The sequence below is a fragment of the Corynebacterium sp. HMSC056F09 genome (assembly GCF_001815785.1).
Classification (GTDB): Bacteria; Actinomycetota; Actinomycetes; order Mycobacteriales; family Mycobacteriaceae; genus Corynebacterium; species Corynebacterium hiratae.
In genome coordinates, this window is the sequence record NZ_KV821967.1 from 19,407 (window position 1) to 33,870 (window position 14,464).

16 protein-coding genes and 1 tRNA gene are annotated in these 14,464 nt (G+C 62.8%); 12 read left to right on the plus strand and 5 right to left on the minus strand.

Annotated features, from left to right (window positions below):
* Positions 1-25: 25 nt before the first annotated feature.
* On the minus strand, positions 26-1,180 hold the full coding sequence (locus tag HMPREF3056_RS10635; RefSeq protein ID WP_070754755.1) for a PucR family transcriptional regulator: 1,155 nt from the start codon (positions 1,178-1,180) through the stop codon (positions 26-28).
* A gap of 113 nt (positions 1,181-1,293) precedes the next feature.
* On the opposite strand from HMPREF3056_RS10635, the gene HMPREF3056_RS10640 reads away from it, so the two are divergent.
* From HMPREF3056_RS10640 to HMPREF3056_RS10655, 4 genes are read left to right on the plus strand one after another with little or no spacing between them, the layout of a single operon-like run.
* Complete coding sequence (locus HMPREF3056_RS10640) at positions 1,294-2,691, plus strand: amino acid permease (RefSeq protein WP_083317818.1); 1,398 nt, start codon at positions 1,294-1,296, stop codon at positions 2,689-2,691.
* 13 nt (positions 2,692-2,704) lie between these two features.
* A complete protein-coding gene (locus HMPREF3056_RS10645) occupies positions 2,705-4,378 on the plus strand; it encodes an alpha-keto acid decarboxylase family protein (protein ID WP_070754757.1) in 1,674 nt (557 codons plus the stop codon).
* Positions 4,379-4,388: 10 nt separating this feature from the next.
* Positions 4,389-5,447, plus strand: coding sequence for a histidinol-phosphate transaminase (gene hisC / locus HMPREF3056_RS10650; protein WP_070754759.1), 1,059 nt, complete (start codon positions 4,389-4,391; stop codon positions 5,445-5,447).
* A gap of 21 nt (positions 5,448-5,468) precedes the next feature.
* A complete protein-coding gene (locus HMPREF3056_RS10655; protein WP_070754761.1) occupies positions 5,469-5,840 on the plus strand; it encodes a phage holin family protein in 372 nt (123 codons plus the stop codon).
* Here the strand turns inward: HMPREF3056_RS10655 and HMPREF3056_RS10660 are convergent.
* Positions 5,837-6,091, minus strand: a complete 255-nt coding sequence (locus tag HMPREF3056_RS10660) for a MoaD/ThiS family protein (RefSeq protein ID WP_070533522.1) — start codon at positions 6,089-6,091, stop codon at positions 5,837-5,839. The genes HMPREF3056_RS10655 and HMPREF3056_RS10660 overlap by 4 nt on opposite strands.
* Before the next feature lie 40 nt (positions 6,092-6,131).
* Here HMPREF3056_RS10660 and HMPREF3056_RS10665 point away from each other — a divergent pair, with 40 nt between their 5' ends.
* From HMPREF3056_RS10665 to HMPREF3056_RS13155, 8 genes are all read left to right on the plus strand, one after another.
* Positions 6,132-7,283, plus strand: a complete 1,152-nt coding sequence (locus HMPREF3056_RS10665; RefSeq protein WP_070754763.1) for a molybdopterin molybdotransferase MoeA — start codon at positions 6,132-6,134, stop codon at positions 7,281-7,283.
* Entirely contained in the window at positions 7,280-7,750 is a 471-nt protein-coding gene (locus HMPREF3056_RS10670) for a MogA/MoaB family molybdenum cofactor biosynthesis protein (protein WP_070754765.1), read from the plus strand. The genes HMPREF3056_RS10665 and HMPREF3056_RS10670 overlap by 4 nt, the downstream gene beginning before the upstream one ends.
* Positions 7,740-8,159, plus strand: a complete 420-nt coding sequence (locus HMPREF3056_RS10675; protein ID WP_070533419.1) for a molybdenum cofactor biosynthesis protein MoaE — start codon at positions 7,740-7,742, stop codon at positions 8,157-8,159. The genes HMPREF3056_RS10670 and HMPREF3056_RS10675 overlap by 11 nt, the downstream gene beginning before the upstream one ends.
* Positions 8,156-9,238, plus strand: coding sequence for a ThiF family adenylyltransferase (locus HMPREF3056_RS10680; RefSeq protein ID WP_246822514.1), 1,083 nt, complete (start codon positions 8,156-8,158; stop codon positions 9,236-9,238). Before HMPREF3056_RS10675 ends, HMPREF3056_RS10680 begins: the two co-directional genes overlap by 4 nt.
* Positions 9,239-9,679: 441 nt before the next feature.
* A complete protein-coding gene (locus HMPREF3056_RS10685; RefSeq protein WP_070754767.1) occupies positions 9,680-10,411 on the plus strand; it encodes a DUF1648 domain-containing protein in 732 nt (243 codons plus the stop codon).
* 4 nt (positions 10,412-10,415) lie between these two features.
* Positions 10,416-11,159 carry an NAD-dependent deacylase gene (locus HMPREF3056_RS10690; protein WP_070546101.1) on the plus strand — a complete coding sequence of 248 codons (744 nt, stop codon included), beginning with the start codon at positions 10,416-10,418 and terminating at the stop codon, positions 11,157-11,159.
* Between the two features lie 61 nt (positions 11,160-11,220).
* A complete protein-coding gene (locus HMPREF3056_RS10695) occupies positions 11,221-11,475 on the plus strand; it encodes a type II toxin-antitoxin system Phd/YefM family antitoxin (protein ID WP_369816114.1) in 255 nt (84 codons plus the stop codon).
* A 9-nt stretch (positions 11,476-11,484) separates the two neighbouring features.
* Complete coding sequence (locus tag HMPREF3056_RS13155) at positions 11,485-11,805, plus strand: type II toxin-antitoxin system RelE family toxin (RefSeq protein ID WP_083317817.1); 321 nt, start codon at positions 11,485-11,487, stop codon at positions 11,803-11,805.
* Positions 11,806-11,833: 28 nt separating this feature from the next.
* Here HMPREF3056_RS13155 and HMPREF3056_RS13550 read toward each other — a convergent pair whose 3' ends face one another.
* From HMPREF3056_RS13550 to HMPREF3056_RS10710, 3 genes are all read right to left on the minus strand, one after another.
* The gene (locus tag HMPREF3056_RS13550) at positions 11,834-11,974 is read right to left on the minus strand and encodes a type II toxin-antitoxin system Phd/YefM family antitoxin (RefSeq protein WP_168163677.1); all 141 of its coding nucleotides are present in this window, start codon (positions 11,972-11,974) and stop codon (positions 11,834-11,836) included.
* Positions 11,975-12,325: 351 nt separating this feature from the next.
* Positions 12,326-12,413, minus strand: a tRNA-Ser gene (locus tag HMPREF3056_RS10705).
* A 128-nt stretch (positions 12,414-12,541) separates the two neighbouring features.
* Positions 12,542-14,254: a SulP family inorganic anion transporter gene (locus HMPREF3056_RS10710; RefSeq protein WP_070754769.1), complete on the minus strand. Its 1,713-nt coding sequence runs from the start codon at positions 14,252-14,254 to the stop codon at positions 12,542-12,544.
* Between the last annotated feature and the right edge of the window lie 210 nt (positions 14,255-14,464).

Sequence of the window (14,464 nt, forward strand, 5' to 3'; positions counted from 1 at the left end):
CCATCACTCTACCTGAGCGCTTCCCCTAGGGACAAAATGGGGCTTCCCTATCCTTTCCCTGAAGCGCCGCATGCAGCTTGAGGGCCACGTAGAGAGCCGCGCAGCGCCAACCGTCATCCAGCACGCCGGGCCCGAGAATCTCGCGGACGCGGTCTAGGCGGTAGTGCAGCGTGGCGCGGTGAATGTAGAGCGCAGCGGCGGTCGCGGAGACGTTGCGGGAATGCTCAAAGTAGGTCAGCAGGGTGTGCCAGTAGGAATTGCGGGGGTCGTCGAGAAGCACGGCGGCATCCGGGCTCATCTCCACCACGGTTGCCGGGGTCAGCTCCCACCCGCGCAGCAGCCGCCACGCGCCGGCCTCCTCCCAGCGCAGCGAATCCTGGCCACAGAGTTTGGCCACATCCGCCATGAGTCGCGCTTGCGGGGCCGTCGGCGCCGAGCCACGCGCCACCACCTCAGCGCCGGTGACAAGCGCGGCACTCTGCAGCTCCTCCATGAGGGCCTCGGTGTCCTTGTCGTCGCGGCGGCACTCAACGAGCACGAGGGAATCGTGGGAATCCGCGACCAAGAAGGGCCGGCGCACCAAGGGGCGCGCAAGCTCCACGGCCACCGCACGCTGATCGCCTTCCACCAGCACGCGATGCACGGTCAGCTCACCATCGGAGGGCAAAAGATCGCGCTCACGCGCCCCGGCCAGCGCGGCCAGATCACCGGTAAGCACCTCGCGGGCCAGCTCACCGAGCTGTTGGGCGCGGGCGGCGAGGGGCGCATCGCGTTCGTCGATAAGCCTGGCTAGCGGAGCCGTTAAAGAACCGAGGCGGACCAAGGGGGCATCACCCAGCGCGGGCTCATCAATAATCCACAGGTAGCCCACGAGCCGATCCTCGTGGCGCAGGGGGATGACCACGCGAGGCAGCATGTCATAGCGCGGGTTGGCGGGCAGGCGAACCGGCAGCACAGCCTCTTGAATACCGAAGCTCAACATCCACGGGATCGGCTCTGGGGGCGGGGTGCGGTTAAGAATAGAGGCCGCACGGTTCTTATCGATGGCACCAATCTGGGCACTGGCGACAATCACCGCGATGGCGGGGGTAGTCACCTCGACGGAGCGCTGCAGGATCTGGGCGCATTCGTCGACGATATCCTGAATGCTCGTCAGCTGCGGGGGTGTCACTTTTGACATATGTCAAAGATACTTCCGAATATTGTCTAGTGACAAACAAAACTGTGGTGCGCAATAATCTCCTACAGTTCAATGACTCACGTCACAGATATACGTTCATGAAGGGCGTCTACATGACCACAACCAACCATCCCGTCAGGGCACAGGACGTTGTCGCCAGCGACAACGGCAATACTGACGACGGCCTGCAGCGCGGCATGAAGTCGCGCCACCTGCAAATGATCGCTTTTGGCTCGTGCATCGGCACGGGCCTCTTCTTAGGCTCCGGCGCCTCCATCCAGGAGGCCGGTCCCGGCGTTATCGCCGCCTACGCCATCGGCGGCTTCATCATCTTCCTCATCATGCGCATGCTTGGTGAGATGGCCGTGGAGCACCCCGTCGCAGGCTCCTTCAGTGCTTATGCCCGCGAGTACATCGGGCCCATCGCCGGCTTTGTCACCGGTTGGAACTGGTGGTTTACCACCATCGTCGTCGGCATGCTGGAGCTCACCGCCGCCGGCACCATCATGGATTTCTGGTTCCCCGGGATCCCCCACTGGCTCACCGCCCTCGTCGCGCTCGTCATCGTCACCGCCATCAACCTGGTGCACGTCGGTGCCTTCGCCGAGGCAGAGTTCTGGCTCTCCCTCATCAAGGTCGCCGCGCTCATCCTCATGATCATCGTCGGCGCGGCCATCGTCTTTGGCCTCACCCCGGAGCCCGCCCTGGGCTTAAGCAATATCACCGAGCACGGTGGCTTCTTCCCCAACGGCGCTACCGGCATGCTCTTCTCCCTCGTCGCGGTGATTTTCTCCTTCGGCGGCATCATCTCCATCGGCACCGCCGCAGGCGAGGCGCAGGATCCCGCCAAGAGCCTGCCCAAGGCCATCAACAACGTCATCTGGCGCATCCTCCTCTTCTACGTCGGCGGCATCAGCATCATCGTGCTGCTCGCCCCGTGGAATGAACTCGATACTTCCACCTCACCCTTCGTGCGCGCACTGAGCACCCTGGGCATTACAGCCGCCGCCACGGGCCTCAACCTCATCGTGCTGGTCGCCGCCGTCTCTGTGTTCAACACCATGACCTTCTCCGGCGCACGCATGCTGCGGGATCTTTCCCGCGGCGGCCAGGCCCCGCCCTTCTTCAACTCCGTCAGTGCCAAGGGCGTACCGGTGCGCGCATTGCTCTTCAACTCCCTGCTCATGGGCTCGGCGGTACTGCTCAATTTCCTCTTTGAAGGCAAGATCCTGATTGTTCTCCTCGCCATCATCGTCGGCGCGGAGCTCATCTCCTGGTCCGCCATCGCCCTTGCACACCTGAACTTCCGCAAGCGCTGCCCGGACGCCGCCTTCCGCGCGCCCCTCTACCCCATCGCTAACTACCTGTGCTTGGCCTTCTTCGCTCTTGTCATCGCTTTGATGTTCATGCTGCCCGACTACCGCACCGGCGCGATTGTCCTACCCTGTTGGATTGTGACCTTGGCCCTGATCTGGCTGGGCAAGAAGCGCCACGACGCCCATAACAAATAGAAAGGACCCTCTCATGCAGACCACCATTGGTGATTTCATCCTCGACCGTCTCAAGGCCATCGGCATTACCGAAATCATCGGCGTGCCCGGTGACTTCAACCTGAGCTTCCTCGAGCAGATCGAGGCCTCCGAGGGCATCCGCTTCGTCGGCGCCTGCAACGAGCTCAACGCCGCCTATGCCGCCGACGGGTATGCACGCCAGAAGGGCGTGGGCTGCCTGCTCACCACCTATGGCGTGGGCGAGCTTTCCGCACTCAACGGCATCGCTGGTGCCCGCGCTGAGCACGTCCCGCTAGTATCCCTCGCCGGCGCGCCGCCGCAGTACGCGACCGAGTTCCGCTGGAACCTGCACCACTCGCTTGCCGACGGCGACTATGCCAACATGCTGGATTCCTTCGCGCCCTTCACCGAGGTGGCCACACGCGTGTCCCCCATGAACGTGGTCGAGGAATTCGACCGTGCCCTGCACACCTGCCTGCGCGAAAAGCGCCCGGTCCACATCCAGATTCCTTCCGATATCACTCACCTGACCATCGAGGTCCCCGACGAGCCTTTCTCCACCGAGCTCGCCCCCTCCGATCCGGAGCGCCTGAACGCCGCTGCGGACTACGTGCTGGAGCACCTCGCGAAGGCCAAGGACCCGATCATCCTCATCGACCAGGACACCAACCGCCACGGTTTCACGGAGAAGTTCCGCGCCATCATCGACAAGGCCCAGCTGCCCTACTCCCAGCTCTCCTCCGGCAAGGCCATCCTGTCTGAGCGCCACCCGCTCTTCATCGGCACCTATAACGGCGCGGCCTCTGCCCCGGGCGTGCAGGAGCGCATCGAAAAGTCCGACTTCCTAGTCACCACGAACCCGCGCTTCATCGAGGTCAACTCCGGCTCCTTCACCCACAACCTGGCCGACTCCCGCGTCTACAACTTCGGCGACCAGCACCTCAACGCTGACGGCGAGTTCTTCGTGGGCATTAATACGCTGGAGCTTCTCGACGTCCTCCTCGACCGCATCCAGGAAGCCGAGACGTCGCCAAGCGCTGCCTTCGAACCCGAGCCCTTCGAGCCGAACCCGGATGCCCCGCTGACTCAGGAGCGCATCTGGCCGCAGATGCTCGGCTTCATCCAGGAAGATGACGTGGTCATCGCCGAGGCCGGCACCTCCAATATCGGTCTGGGCCAACAGCGCATGCCCGAGGGCGTGCAGTACATCAATTCCACCATTTGGGGTTCCATCGGCTTTACCCTGCCGTGCGTGCTGGGCTCGCAGCTGGCTAACCCGGAGCGCCGCCACGTCCTCTTCATTGGTGATGGTTCCTTCCAGCTCACTGCCCAAGAGCTCTCCACCATCCTGCGCCAGGACCTCAAGCCCATCATCGTGCTGGTCAACAACGATGGCTACACCATCGAGCGCTTCATTCTGGGCATGGAACGCGAGTACAACGAGATCCAAATGTGGGATTACACGGCGCTGCCGAAGGTGTTCATGAAGGACACCTCGATGGAGTCCTACGTGGCCTCCACCGAAGGCGAGCTGGCCACGGCCCTGGAGGATATCGCCGCCCACCCGGAGCGCGGTGCCTTCCTCGAGGTGCGCCTCGACGCCTTCGACGCGCCGAAGGGCCTGCAAGTCTTCGGCCCGCAGACCGCTGATTTCGACTTCGGCCCTCGCGGCCCCCGCAACGCCTAAGGTAGAGAACATGATTCGACCAGACCTTTCCTCCCTGCCCGCCTACGTTCCCGGCAAGAATGCCGAGCACGCCTTGAAGCTCTCCTCCAACGAGGCAACTCAGGAGCCGCTGCCCGGCGCGCTCAAGGCCATGGAGGTAGCCGCCGCGCACGTTAACCGCTACCCGGACATGGGTGCAGTGGAAATCCGCAAGGCACTCGCCGAAAACCTCGGTGTCACCCCAGAGCAGGTCACCACCGGCGCGGGTTCTTCCGCCATTTGCCAGCAGCTGGTGCAGATCACCTCGGTGCCCGGTGATGAGATTGTCTTCCCGTGGCGCTCCTTCGAGGCTTATCCCATCTTCGCGCAGGTCGTGGGCGCTACCCCGGTCAAGGTCCCGCTCACCGCGGACCACCGCGTGGACTTGGAGGCTATGGCGGCTGCCATCACGGACAAGACCCGCCTGATCTTCGTGTGCAACCCGAATAACCCCACCGGTTCCATCATCACCAAGGAAGAGTTCGACGCCTTCTTGGCCAAGGTTCCGAAGGACGTCATCGTGGCGCTCGATGAGGCCTACATCGAATACAACCGCAACGATGCCGTCCCACTGGCCACCGACTATGTCCACACCCACGACAACGTCATTGGCCTGCGCACCTTCTCCAAGGCTTATGGCCTGGCCGGCATCCGTTTGGGCTATGCCTTCGGCAATGCCGAGATCATCGAGGCACTGAGCAAGGTGGCCATCCCCTTTTCCGTGAACTCGGTGGCGCAGGTTGGTGCAGCGGCCTCGCTGGCCGCGCAGAAGGAGCTGCGTGAGCGCACCGATGAGACCGTTAAGCAGCGCGACCGCCTGGTGGAGCACTTCGCGGACTTTGGCGTTCCGGAGTCCCAGGCCAACCACATCTGGTTCGCCGCCGACTCCATTGCGAAGCTGGGCTCCCCGCAGGACGTCGCGGCAAAGCTCGCCGAGAATGATGTCCTGGTCCGTGCCTTCCCCGAGGGCGTGCGCATTTCCGTCACCACGGCGGAGGAAACCGAGACGCTGCTTAAGGCCTGGGACGCTGCCTTCGGTGCAGAGGGTTAGTTTCCGAGTTAGAGTGCAGTTGTGAAGACATTTATCAATTTTGCACTCAACGTCATTGCCGTCGCGGTGGCCTTCTGGGCCGTGGTAGCGATTGTCCCCGGAATCGACATCGTTCCTGCGACCACCCAGAATTTCCTGCTCATCGCGGCGGTCTTCATCATCGTCAACGAGGTCGTCACCCCGGTGCTCCGCTTCCTCGGCGCACCGCTGACCTGCCTAACACTGGGCCTCTTCGCGCTCGTCATCAACGGCGCGGTCCTCCTCCTCGTCAGCGCGCTCATGGACTCGCTCGTCATCGACGGTTGGGGTGCCGCCATCATCGGCGCGATTGTGCTTGCGCTTGTCTCCGGCGTGGTGAACTTCTTCACCAGCCCGTTGCGAACTCGACACTAACCGCCAGAAAAAGGCGGGAGGACGTCGACGCGGGAGGCGTCGGCAAGCACGGCGTCTTCCTTTGCGCTCGCGCCATCCACCAGGAAGGTGCAGCGCTCCAGCACCTCCGCAAAGCTCATGCCGGCCTCGGTGCTACCGGTATGCCGAGCACGCAACACGTCCAGCAACTCCCCCAGCGTCGCCGCCTGCGCCGTGTCCTGCGCGCGCCCCGCGGCGGCGCGGGCTGCGGCAAAGTAGTGTATATCAACCATGGCTGCCACTATGCCAGCCTCCGTGACAGGAAGGAACCTGATGCGCACCTATGAGGAACACCTTGCCGCCGTTCGCGCGGTCCTTCCACAACCCCGCGCGGTCTCCACACCCCTGAGCAGCGCCTTCGGCCGCCGCGCCGCCGCCACGTACCGCGCGGAACACAACCTTCCACCTTTTGATAATTCGCAGATGGATGGCTATGCTCTTCCGACTACACACGGCGGCACCTTTACCGTCGGCCGCACCATCGCGGCGGGTGATCCTCCGGGGGACCTCACCGAAGGCACCGCCCTTCCCATCATGACCGGCGCCAAAATCCCCGAAGGCACCGCTACCATCGTCCCCGTCGAGCACTGCGAACCCCCGCACTTCCCGGAAGAGGGCGCCACGGTCACCGTGCCGTCAGCTCCCGAACAGTTCATCCGCCGTGCCGGCTCCGATGTCCAGGCCGGCACGACCCTCATCAACGAGCACGCGCTTCTCGACGCCCCCTCCATCGCCACCCTCGCCTCCCAGGGCCTGGCCGAGGTCCTCACATACGCGCCCGCCCGCATCCTCATCTGCACCGGCGGCGCGGAAATCGGTGGCACGGGCGAGGCCACCATCCCCGATTCCAATGCACCGATGCTCGCGGCCTTGGCTGCGCAGTATGGCATCGACGTGGCCGGCTTCGTGCGCACAAACGACGATCCTTCTGCCCTGCGCGCGGACCTCACCGAAGCGGTCATCACCCACCGCCCCGATGTCATCGTCACCTCCGGCGGCATCTCCCACGGAAAGTTTGAGGTCATCCGCCAGATCTTCGAAGAGGACGGCTGGTTCGGCCACGTGGCGCAGCAGCCCGGCGGCCCGCAGGGCCTGTCGCGTTTGGGGGAGGTTCCCGTTGTCTGCTTCCCCGGCAACCCGATCTCCACGCTAGTAAGTTTTCGCCTCTACTTGGCACCCGTTATCGGCCGCGCTCCCGCTCCATTTAGAGCACACCTTACTGAGCCCGCCGAAGGCCTCAACAACCGTGAACAGTTCCGCCGTGGAACTATCAACATTTCCGATGGCACCGCCGAAGCCTCCTTCCTCGGCGGCACCGGCTCCCACCTGATGTCCCAAGCCATCGGCGCTACTGCCCTCATCCGTATCCCGGCTAACACGCAGCTTTCAGCCGGCGACCTCGTGGAGGTGTTCCCGCTCTCATGACCCGCCGCGCACTCGTCATCGTTGCCTCGACCCGCGCCGCCGCCGGTGAGTACGAGGACCGCTCCGGACCCATCCTGGTGAACTTCCTTCGTGAGCAAGGTTTCGATACCCCGCAGCCCCTCGTCGTCGCGGACGCCGACATCGACGCCGCCTTGGCCACCGCCTTCGCCGATGCCCCCTCCGTCATCCTCACCTCCGGCGGCACGGGCATCAGTCCGGATGACCAGACTGTCGAGGCGCTCACCCCACACCTTGAGCGCGAGCTCCCCGGCCTGGCCCACGCCTTCTACGCGCACTCCGCCGGCATCCCCACTGCGGCGCTCTCGCGTACCGTTGCGGGCGTCTCCAACGCCACTTTCGCCATGGCCCTGCCCGGCTCCACGGGTGCGGCCAAGGACGGCTGCGCCGTCCTCGAACCAGTTCTTCACCACATCATCAACCAGCTGGAAGGCATCAATGAGCACTAACTACGGTCTCCTCGGCGCACACATCAGCACCGAGCCCATCACGGCCCCGGACATCGCCACCGCGGAAACGGGTGCTGTCGTTGTATTCGACGGCATCGTGCGCAACCACGACTCCGGCCGCGGCGTCAAACTCCTCACCTACACCGCGCATCCCAGCGCCCAGCAGGAAATAGAACGCGTCGCCGGCGAAGTCGCCGCCGCCTTCCCCGCCGTGCGCCTCTGGTGCGCACACCGGACTGGAAAACTAGAAATCGGCGAGTCCGCCTTCATCGTCGCCACCGCCTCCGCACACCGCAAGGACGCCTTCGAAGCGGCCTCTACCTGCGCCGACCGCGTCAAGGCGGAAGTCCCCATCTGGAAGGAACAGCTGCACACCGATGACACCACCACGTGGGTAGGCCTGGAATGAGTTCACGCTACGCACGCCAGGAAGCCCTGTGGGGAACCTCTACACAGGAACGACTTCGCGCTTCCGCCGTCGCCGTCATCGGCGCCGGCGGCCTGGGATCGCCTGCCCTTCTCTATCTCGCAGGCGCAGGCGTGGGACGCATCCTGCTTTTCGACGACGACACCGTCTCCCTCTCCAACCTGCACCGCCAAGTCATCCACAGCACAGCAACCGTAGGCCAGCCCAAGACCGAATCCGCCGCTTCGGCCTTGAACGCCCTCAACCCGGAGTGCACCGTCGAGGAGTTCTCGCGCCTGACACCCGATACCGCCTTGGAGCAACTGCGCGGCGCTGACCTCATCATCGACGGAACCGATAACTTCTACTCCCGCCACCTAGCCTCCTGGGCCGCCCATGAACTGGGCATTCCGCACGTATGGGCCTCGCTTCTGGGCTACGACGCGCAGCTCACCGTCTTCCACTCCGGCCACGGCCCGGTCTACGAAGACCTCTTCCCCACCGACCCGCAGGTGCCCTCCTGTTCGCAGGCCGGCGTGATGGGCCCGGTCGTCGGTGTGGCCGGCTCCGCCCTAGCCGTCGAGGCGCTCAAGCTCCTCACGGGCATCGGCACCCCGCTCATCGGCATGCTGGGCTACTACGATTCCCTCGCCGGGACGTGGGAATACATCCCCGTGCGCGCGAACGGCGCCATCCCGGCGCGCCCCGACAACCCCACGGACATCCGCGTCATCCCGGAGGACGCCACGCTTATCGACGTCCGCACCTCCCCCGAGCGCGCCGCCTCCCTCATCCCCGGCTCGCAGCACCTCCCGCTCGATGACATCCTCGCTGGCCACAACCCGCCCATAGACCTCGCCGACCTCGCCGTCCTCTACTGCGCCAGCGGCCTGCGCTCCGCCCAGGCCGTCGAGGCCCTGCGCGCCCGCGGCTTCAGCAACGTCTACTCGCTGCGCGGCGGCATCGACGCCTGGCAAGAGCACATCTCCGAGCTCGAGGCCGAAGCCGACGCCGCCCACCGAGGCGAGCTAGAGACCATTTCTCTCGATGACCTAGAGGCCGAGCAGGGCGTGGCCGACTAGCTTCACGCCACTGGCCGTGAGATTCTCTACCCCTCAGCTGGCGGCTCCACCTTCTCGACATCACCTTGGCTACATGGTCCCTTTAGTTTGGTCCCCATACTCTGGTCCCTACTCATTGCAAAGGGACCATTTACAGCCAGTTTCCTGCGCCAGGATGGTACCTTTACCCAGTGAAAGGACCAAAGTAAAGAGACCAATTTGAAGGGACCATTTACAGCTCCCCTTCATCGACCAATCAGCCCCCAAGAGTCCGTACTACTTGCCCCACAAAGGGTTCCCCTCACATGGTTCTAGTCAGATGGTTTGTTTGCACCCAAACGAACCATCTACCTAGGTGCAGATGGTTTACTTGCCCCCAAGCGAACCTTATGACTGGAACCATGTACGAGAACGACTCCTGCAACGCCCCCAACCAGACACCCCCTTTGTAAGCTCACTGCCATGAAGACCCGCCAGTATTACGTCGCTACCGCTGTGGTGTGTGCTCTCACGCTGGTGTACATGCTGCTGCGCTGGGACTCGGTGCCCGATCCCATCCCGGTCCACTTCGATGGCTCGGGCACCCCGGACCGCTTCGAGCCCAAATCTTTCCTCAACGCAACGGTCCTCGTGTGGATCGGCGTTGTGTTCGCCATTGCACTGCCGCTGTGCGTGCCGCCGATCTCGCTGGCTCGAAAAACAATGGATGTACCGGCAGAGTCAGCTCTTCCGTTCTCCGAGGCCACCGCCCAGCGCGCGGAGCTGCTCACTGGAAAGACCTCCACGTTCATTGCCCAGACAGTCCTCACCATGACGGCCTGCGTGTGCCTCACTGCGGTCTGCACCGTCATTCCGGATATCCCCTTCTCCGGCTTTCTGCTCGTGGCCGCGTGGATAGCCTTCACCGTGTTCGTCATGATTCAGGGCGTCCGATTAACGCTGACATCCCCGAAGGCCGTGCAATCCATACCCGCCGACCATGAAGAACAAGTTCGCAACGAAGCGCTCCGCTTTGCCGGCAGCATGGGCATCTACAACGAGCCCACCGACCCCATGTGCATGGCAGTCTTTTCCACGAATTCTTCGAAGCTGCAGATCAACACCGCGCACGAACCGGGCCGGCGCTACCTGTGGCGCATGGGAATCGCGCTTAGCGCATCCATAGCATTCTGCGTGCTCATCGCCGTACTCTAGATGCATGGAGCACCTATTTGAGCGCGCACACTCGATTCTTTCTGATGCCACCCACGTCGAGGTGTTCACCGGCGCGGGCATGAGCGCGGACAGCGGCATCGCCACGTACCGCGATGCGCAGACGGGCATTTGGGAGAACGTGGATCCGGTCGCAATGGCGTCGATAAGCGCATGGCGTACCGAGCCTGAGCCCATGTTCGCCTGGTACCTGTGGCGCGCACAGCGGGCGCAGCGGGCCGAGCCCAACGCCGGGCACCACGCAATTGCTGCCGCACGCGGCATGACGGTGACCACGCAAAATATCGATAACCTGCACGAGCGCGCCGGAAGCCAGGACGTGGTCCACCTACACGGCTCCCTATTCGCCTTCCGCTGCACCGACTGCGATACACCGTACGACGAGGACATTGCGCTGCCGAAGGAACCGGTCGAGAGCATCACTCCACCCAAGTGCCCCGTGTGCGGCGGGCTCGTACGCCCAGGCGTGGTGTGGTTCGGTGAGGCTTTGCCCAACGACGAATGGGCCGAGGCCGAGCGCCGCATGTCCACCGCGGACGCGCTGCTCATCGTTGGAACCTCCGGCGTGGTCTATCCCGCCGCCGGCCTGCCGCAGATTGCCCACGCGCGCGGCATCCCCATCGTGGAAGTCACCCCGCAGCCCACGGACCTCTCGCCGCTTGCCAGCGTGGTGGTCACCGCCACCGCAGCGGAGGCGCTGCCTCGGATCCTGGCGGGGCGAATCGGATAAACAGCAACCCGATATCCCGCGGCCCTTGCCCACCGAAATGTACAAGATGTACATTTGCAGTATGAAAACGATGTCAGTGGCATCCAGCCAATTCCGCCAATCCCAAAGCCAAATTCTTGAAGAGGCACAGCACACACCCGTCGCCATCACTAGTCGTGGAAGCCGGATTCGCGCTTTTGTCGTCTCTCCTTCATTTTTCGCCCGCGCAGTCGAAGCACTGGAAGATCGTGAGGATGTTCAGGCCGCAGAGATTGCCCGAGAAGAGTCCGTAGAGATTTCACACGAAGACCTCAAAAAAGAACTCGGACTCACCTAATCGCCTTCTATGGCTAACTCCACTTATCGCATCACCTATAAGGCATCCGCAGCCAAGGAGCTACGCAAGCTCGACAGGCCGACACAGAGGCGACTACTTGCTGCAATCGAAGACTTGGCCGTTACCCCTCGCCCTGATGGAGTAAAGAAGCTAAGAGCCTCAGACGACCTGTACAGAATTCGAGTCGGACACTATCGCGTGGTTTATGAAATCTTAGACGGAAAACTCGTGGTGCTCGTCCTGCGCATTGCTCACCGACGAGATGTTTACCGGAAACAGGTAAAATTCCTCTCAGATAAACAAAACCGGTTCCACCCTGCCAGAAGGTGAATACTCCACTTCGATCGGAAGATAGTTCTTACACAGCTAGATCGATGTCGTGCTCCTTAGCCTTTCCGTCTAGCACTTGCTCGTAAGACTCCAATAGCCGGCGAGCATTGACTGGGGAGCCGAAAAGATAATCAGTCTCTACCCACGCCGAATAGTTATCCTCTGACATCACGAAACCGCCTTCCTTACCACAACCATTATTCCCCCGAGAGGAGATGAATCCATGCTCTACCTAGTTCCAGGAGCCTTAGCGGGAATCGTCTTTTATGTCATTCTCGCAGCAGTGAGCTGGGCTATCGAGAAAGCTTGGCCGCAATGCCACCTTGGAGCGCATAGCCGGTTGGTCATCCACTGCCTTGTCGCGATTGCATTTTCGATTTTCCTCGTCGTGGCTGGCGGCGGCGGAAACTCGGCCACCCACCTGCAAATTAGCGGATTCCTACTGGCAGGATGCGTTCTGAGCTTCGTTACAGCCGCATGGGACAGAAGCAAAGCCGCTACAAATGACCCCCAAAACAATTGGCGGAGGCGGCGGGATTTGAACCCGCGGTGAGTTTCCCCACGCTGGTTTTCAAGACCAGTGCATTCGGCCGCTCTGCCACGCCTCCTCGTCACGCGTCAGCATGCACCGCGCGCAACACGTTCAGAGTACTAGACTCCGCCGCGGGAGAAGAATTCGGCTCAACACGTCACCGATAATCGCCTCACAACCGCAGGTTCGCCAGTGCTACTCGTCCTACTGATTGCTTTGCGACGCCGCGGGTGCGCCATCAGACTCCTCATGCTGAATGCGTGAGACATGCAGCCGGGCATGGGCGATGGCGTCGAGAGTGTCGTCAAAGACGTGATTCGCATGCGCAAGCTGGTCAAATACGCCGAGTTCGCGCAACACCGGAACATGTTCGGGCTTCGTGGCTGAGAGTAGGACCCGGGTGCCGTGACGTTCAAGGCGCCCGATCGTGTCAGCGAGCATCTGGGCGCCAGTGGCGTCAATCGTCGTGACATAGCGCATGCGGAGCACGACAACCTTGACCGACGAAGCATCAGCGAGATCGAGGAGGAAATCGTGCGCTGCGCCAAAGAAGAGTGGGCCTTCCAAGCGGAAGGCGGCGATGTGCTCATCGAGGAGTTCGCGTTCCTTGTCGCGGTGGTCTCCTGTCTCCAGTGGAGCGGCCTCTAACACCGCCGTGCGGGCGGTATCGCGCAGCGCGAAGAAGCCCGCTATTACAAGGCCAATGAGCACGGCGACGACAAGGTCGAACACGACGGTGGCGGCAGCCGTAATAAGCAGGGTGACCCCGTCGCCCTTGGTGGCGCGCATCACCGAGCGGAGGTTCCGCGGATGGATCATCTGGATCGCAGTGGCGATAAGCACGCCGGCAAGCGCAGCGAGAGGAATCTCGCCCACCCACCGGGCCGCGACGAGCACTGCGACGAGCAAAAGCAGCGAATGGAACACCGCCGCCAGGCGCGTACCTGCGCCGGCCCGCACGTTGACAGCAGTTCGGGCGATCGCGGCGGTCGCGGGAATCCCGCCAAACAGAGGCGCGACGACATTGGCCACGCCCTGCCCGAAGAGCTCGCGGTCGGGATCGTGACGGTCGCCGACAGTCATCGCGTCGGCAACCGTCGCAGACAGTAACGATTCCAACGCACCGAGAGCTGCGACGGCGACCGCTGCCAACAGCAAGGAATCCAGGTGCTCCCACGGGATCTGCGGCAAGCGCGGAGCAGGCAACGTCGACGGGATGTAGCCGATTGTCTTCAGGTTACTGTCTGCCAGCATGTTGATGGCCGTCGCGGCAGCTACCAACACCAGCGCCGCGGGAAAGCCACTACGAACGCGCGCCGCAACCACGATTCCGGCCGCCACCGCGAGGGTCATCACTGGCGCCTGCCATCCCGGGGCATCTAACCAAGCTTTGATTGCGCCCCACGCCAACCCGAGGACCTTCTCGCCGTCGACGTCAACACCGAGTGCAGCAGGCAGCTGTTGGAGGCCGATGATCACCGCAATACCGGCTGTGAAACCTTCGACGACAGGCAAAGGCATGTACTTCATCGCGCGGCCAGCGCCGGTGAATGCCAGTAAGAGCAGCATGAGTCCCGCCAGCACGCCGACAACGAGCACCCCATCGGCACCATGGTCGGCCACGATGGGGATTAACACGACGGTCATTGCGCCGGTCGGGCCGCTTACCTGAACATTGCTACCACCGAAGACCGCGGCCAAGATGCCCGCGACGATGGCCGTCGTAATTCCGGCTGCGGCGCCAACACCGGACGCAACGCCGAAGCCGAGCGCGAGGGGCAGTGCGACGAGGGCCACCATGAGGCCTGCCGAAAGGTCGCGCCCGATCGTCGCGCGGGACCAGTCCGAGCGGCGCGGTGCGAAACGCAGGGCACGCGATCGGATGCCCACCTTAGAGACGGTGGAGGGGTAGGTCATGCTACTTTCTTGCTCCTTAAAAGCTCAACGACATCCAAAGGATACACAAGGCGCCATCCTTCGACGGGCCGCATTCGCAATTCTGGCCGATGCCTCATGTTGACGAATTCCCACCACACCCCAACCCTTCGACACTAACTTGGCCAAGTCAGGGTTGGGCGTGACGCCTGCCACAAATTAATGAAAACCATTGCCATATAAACCCTCCTC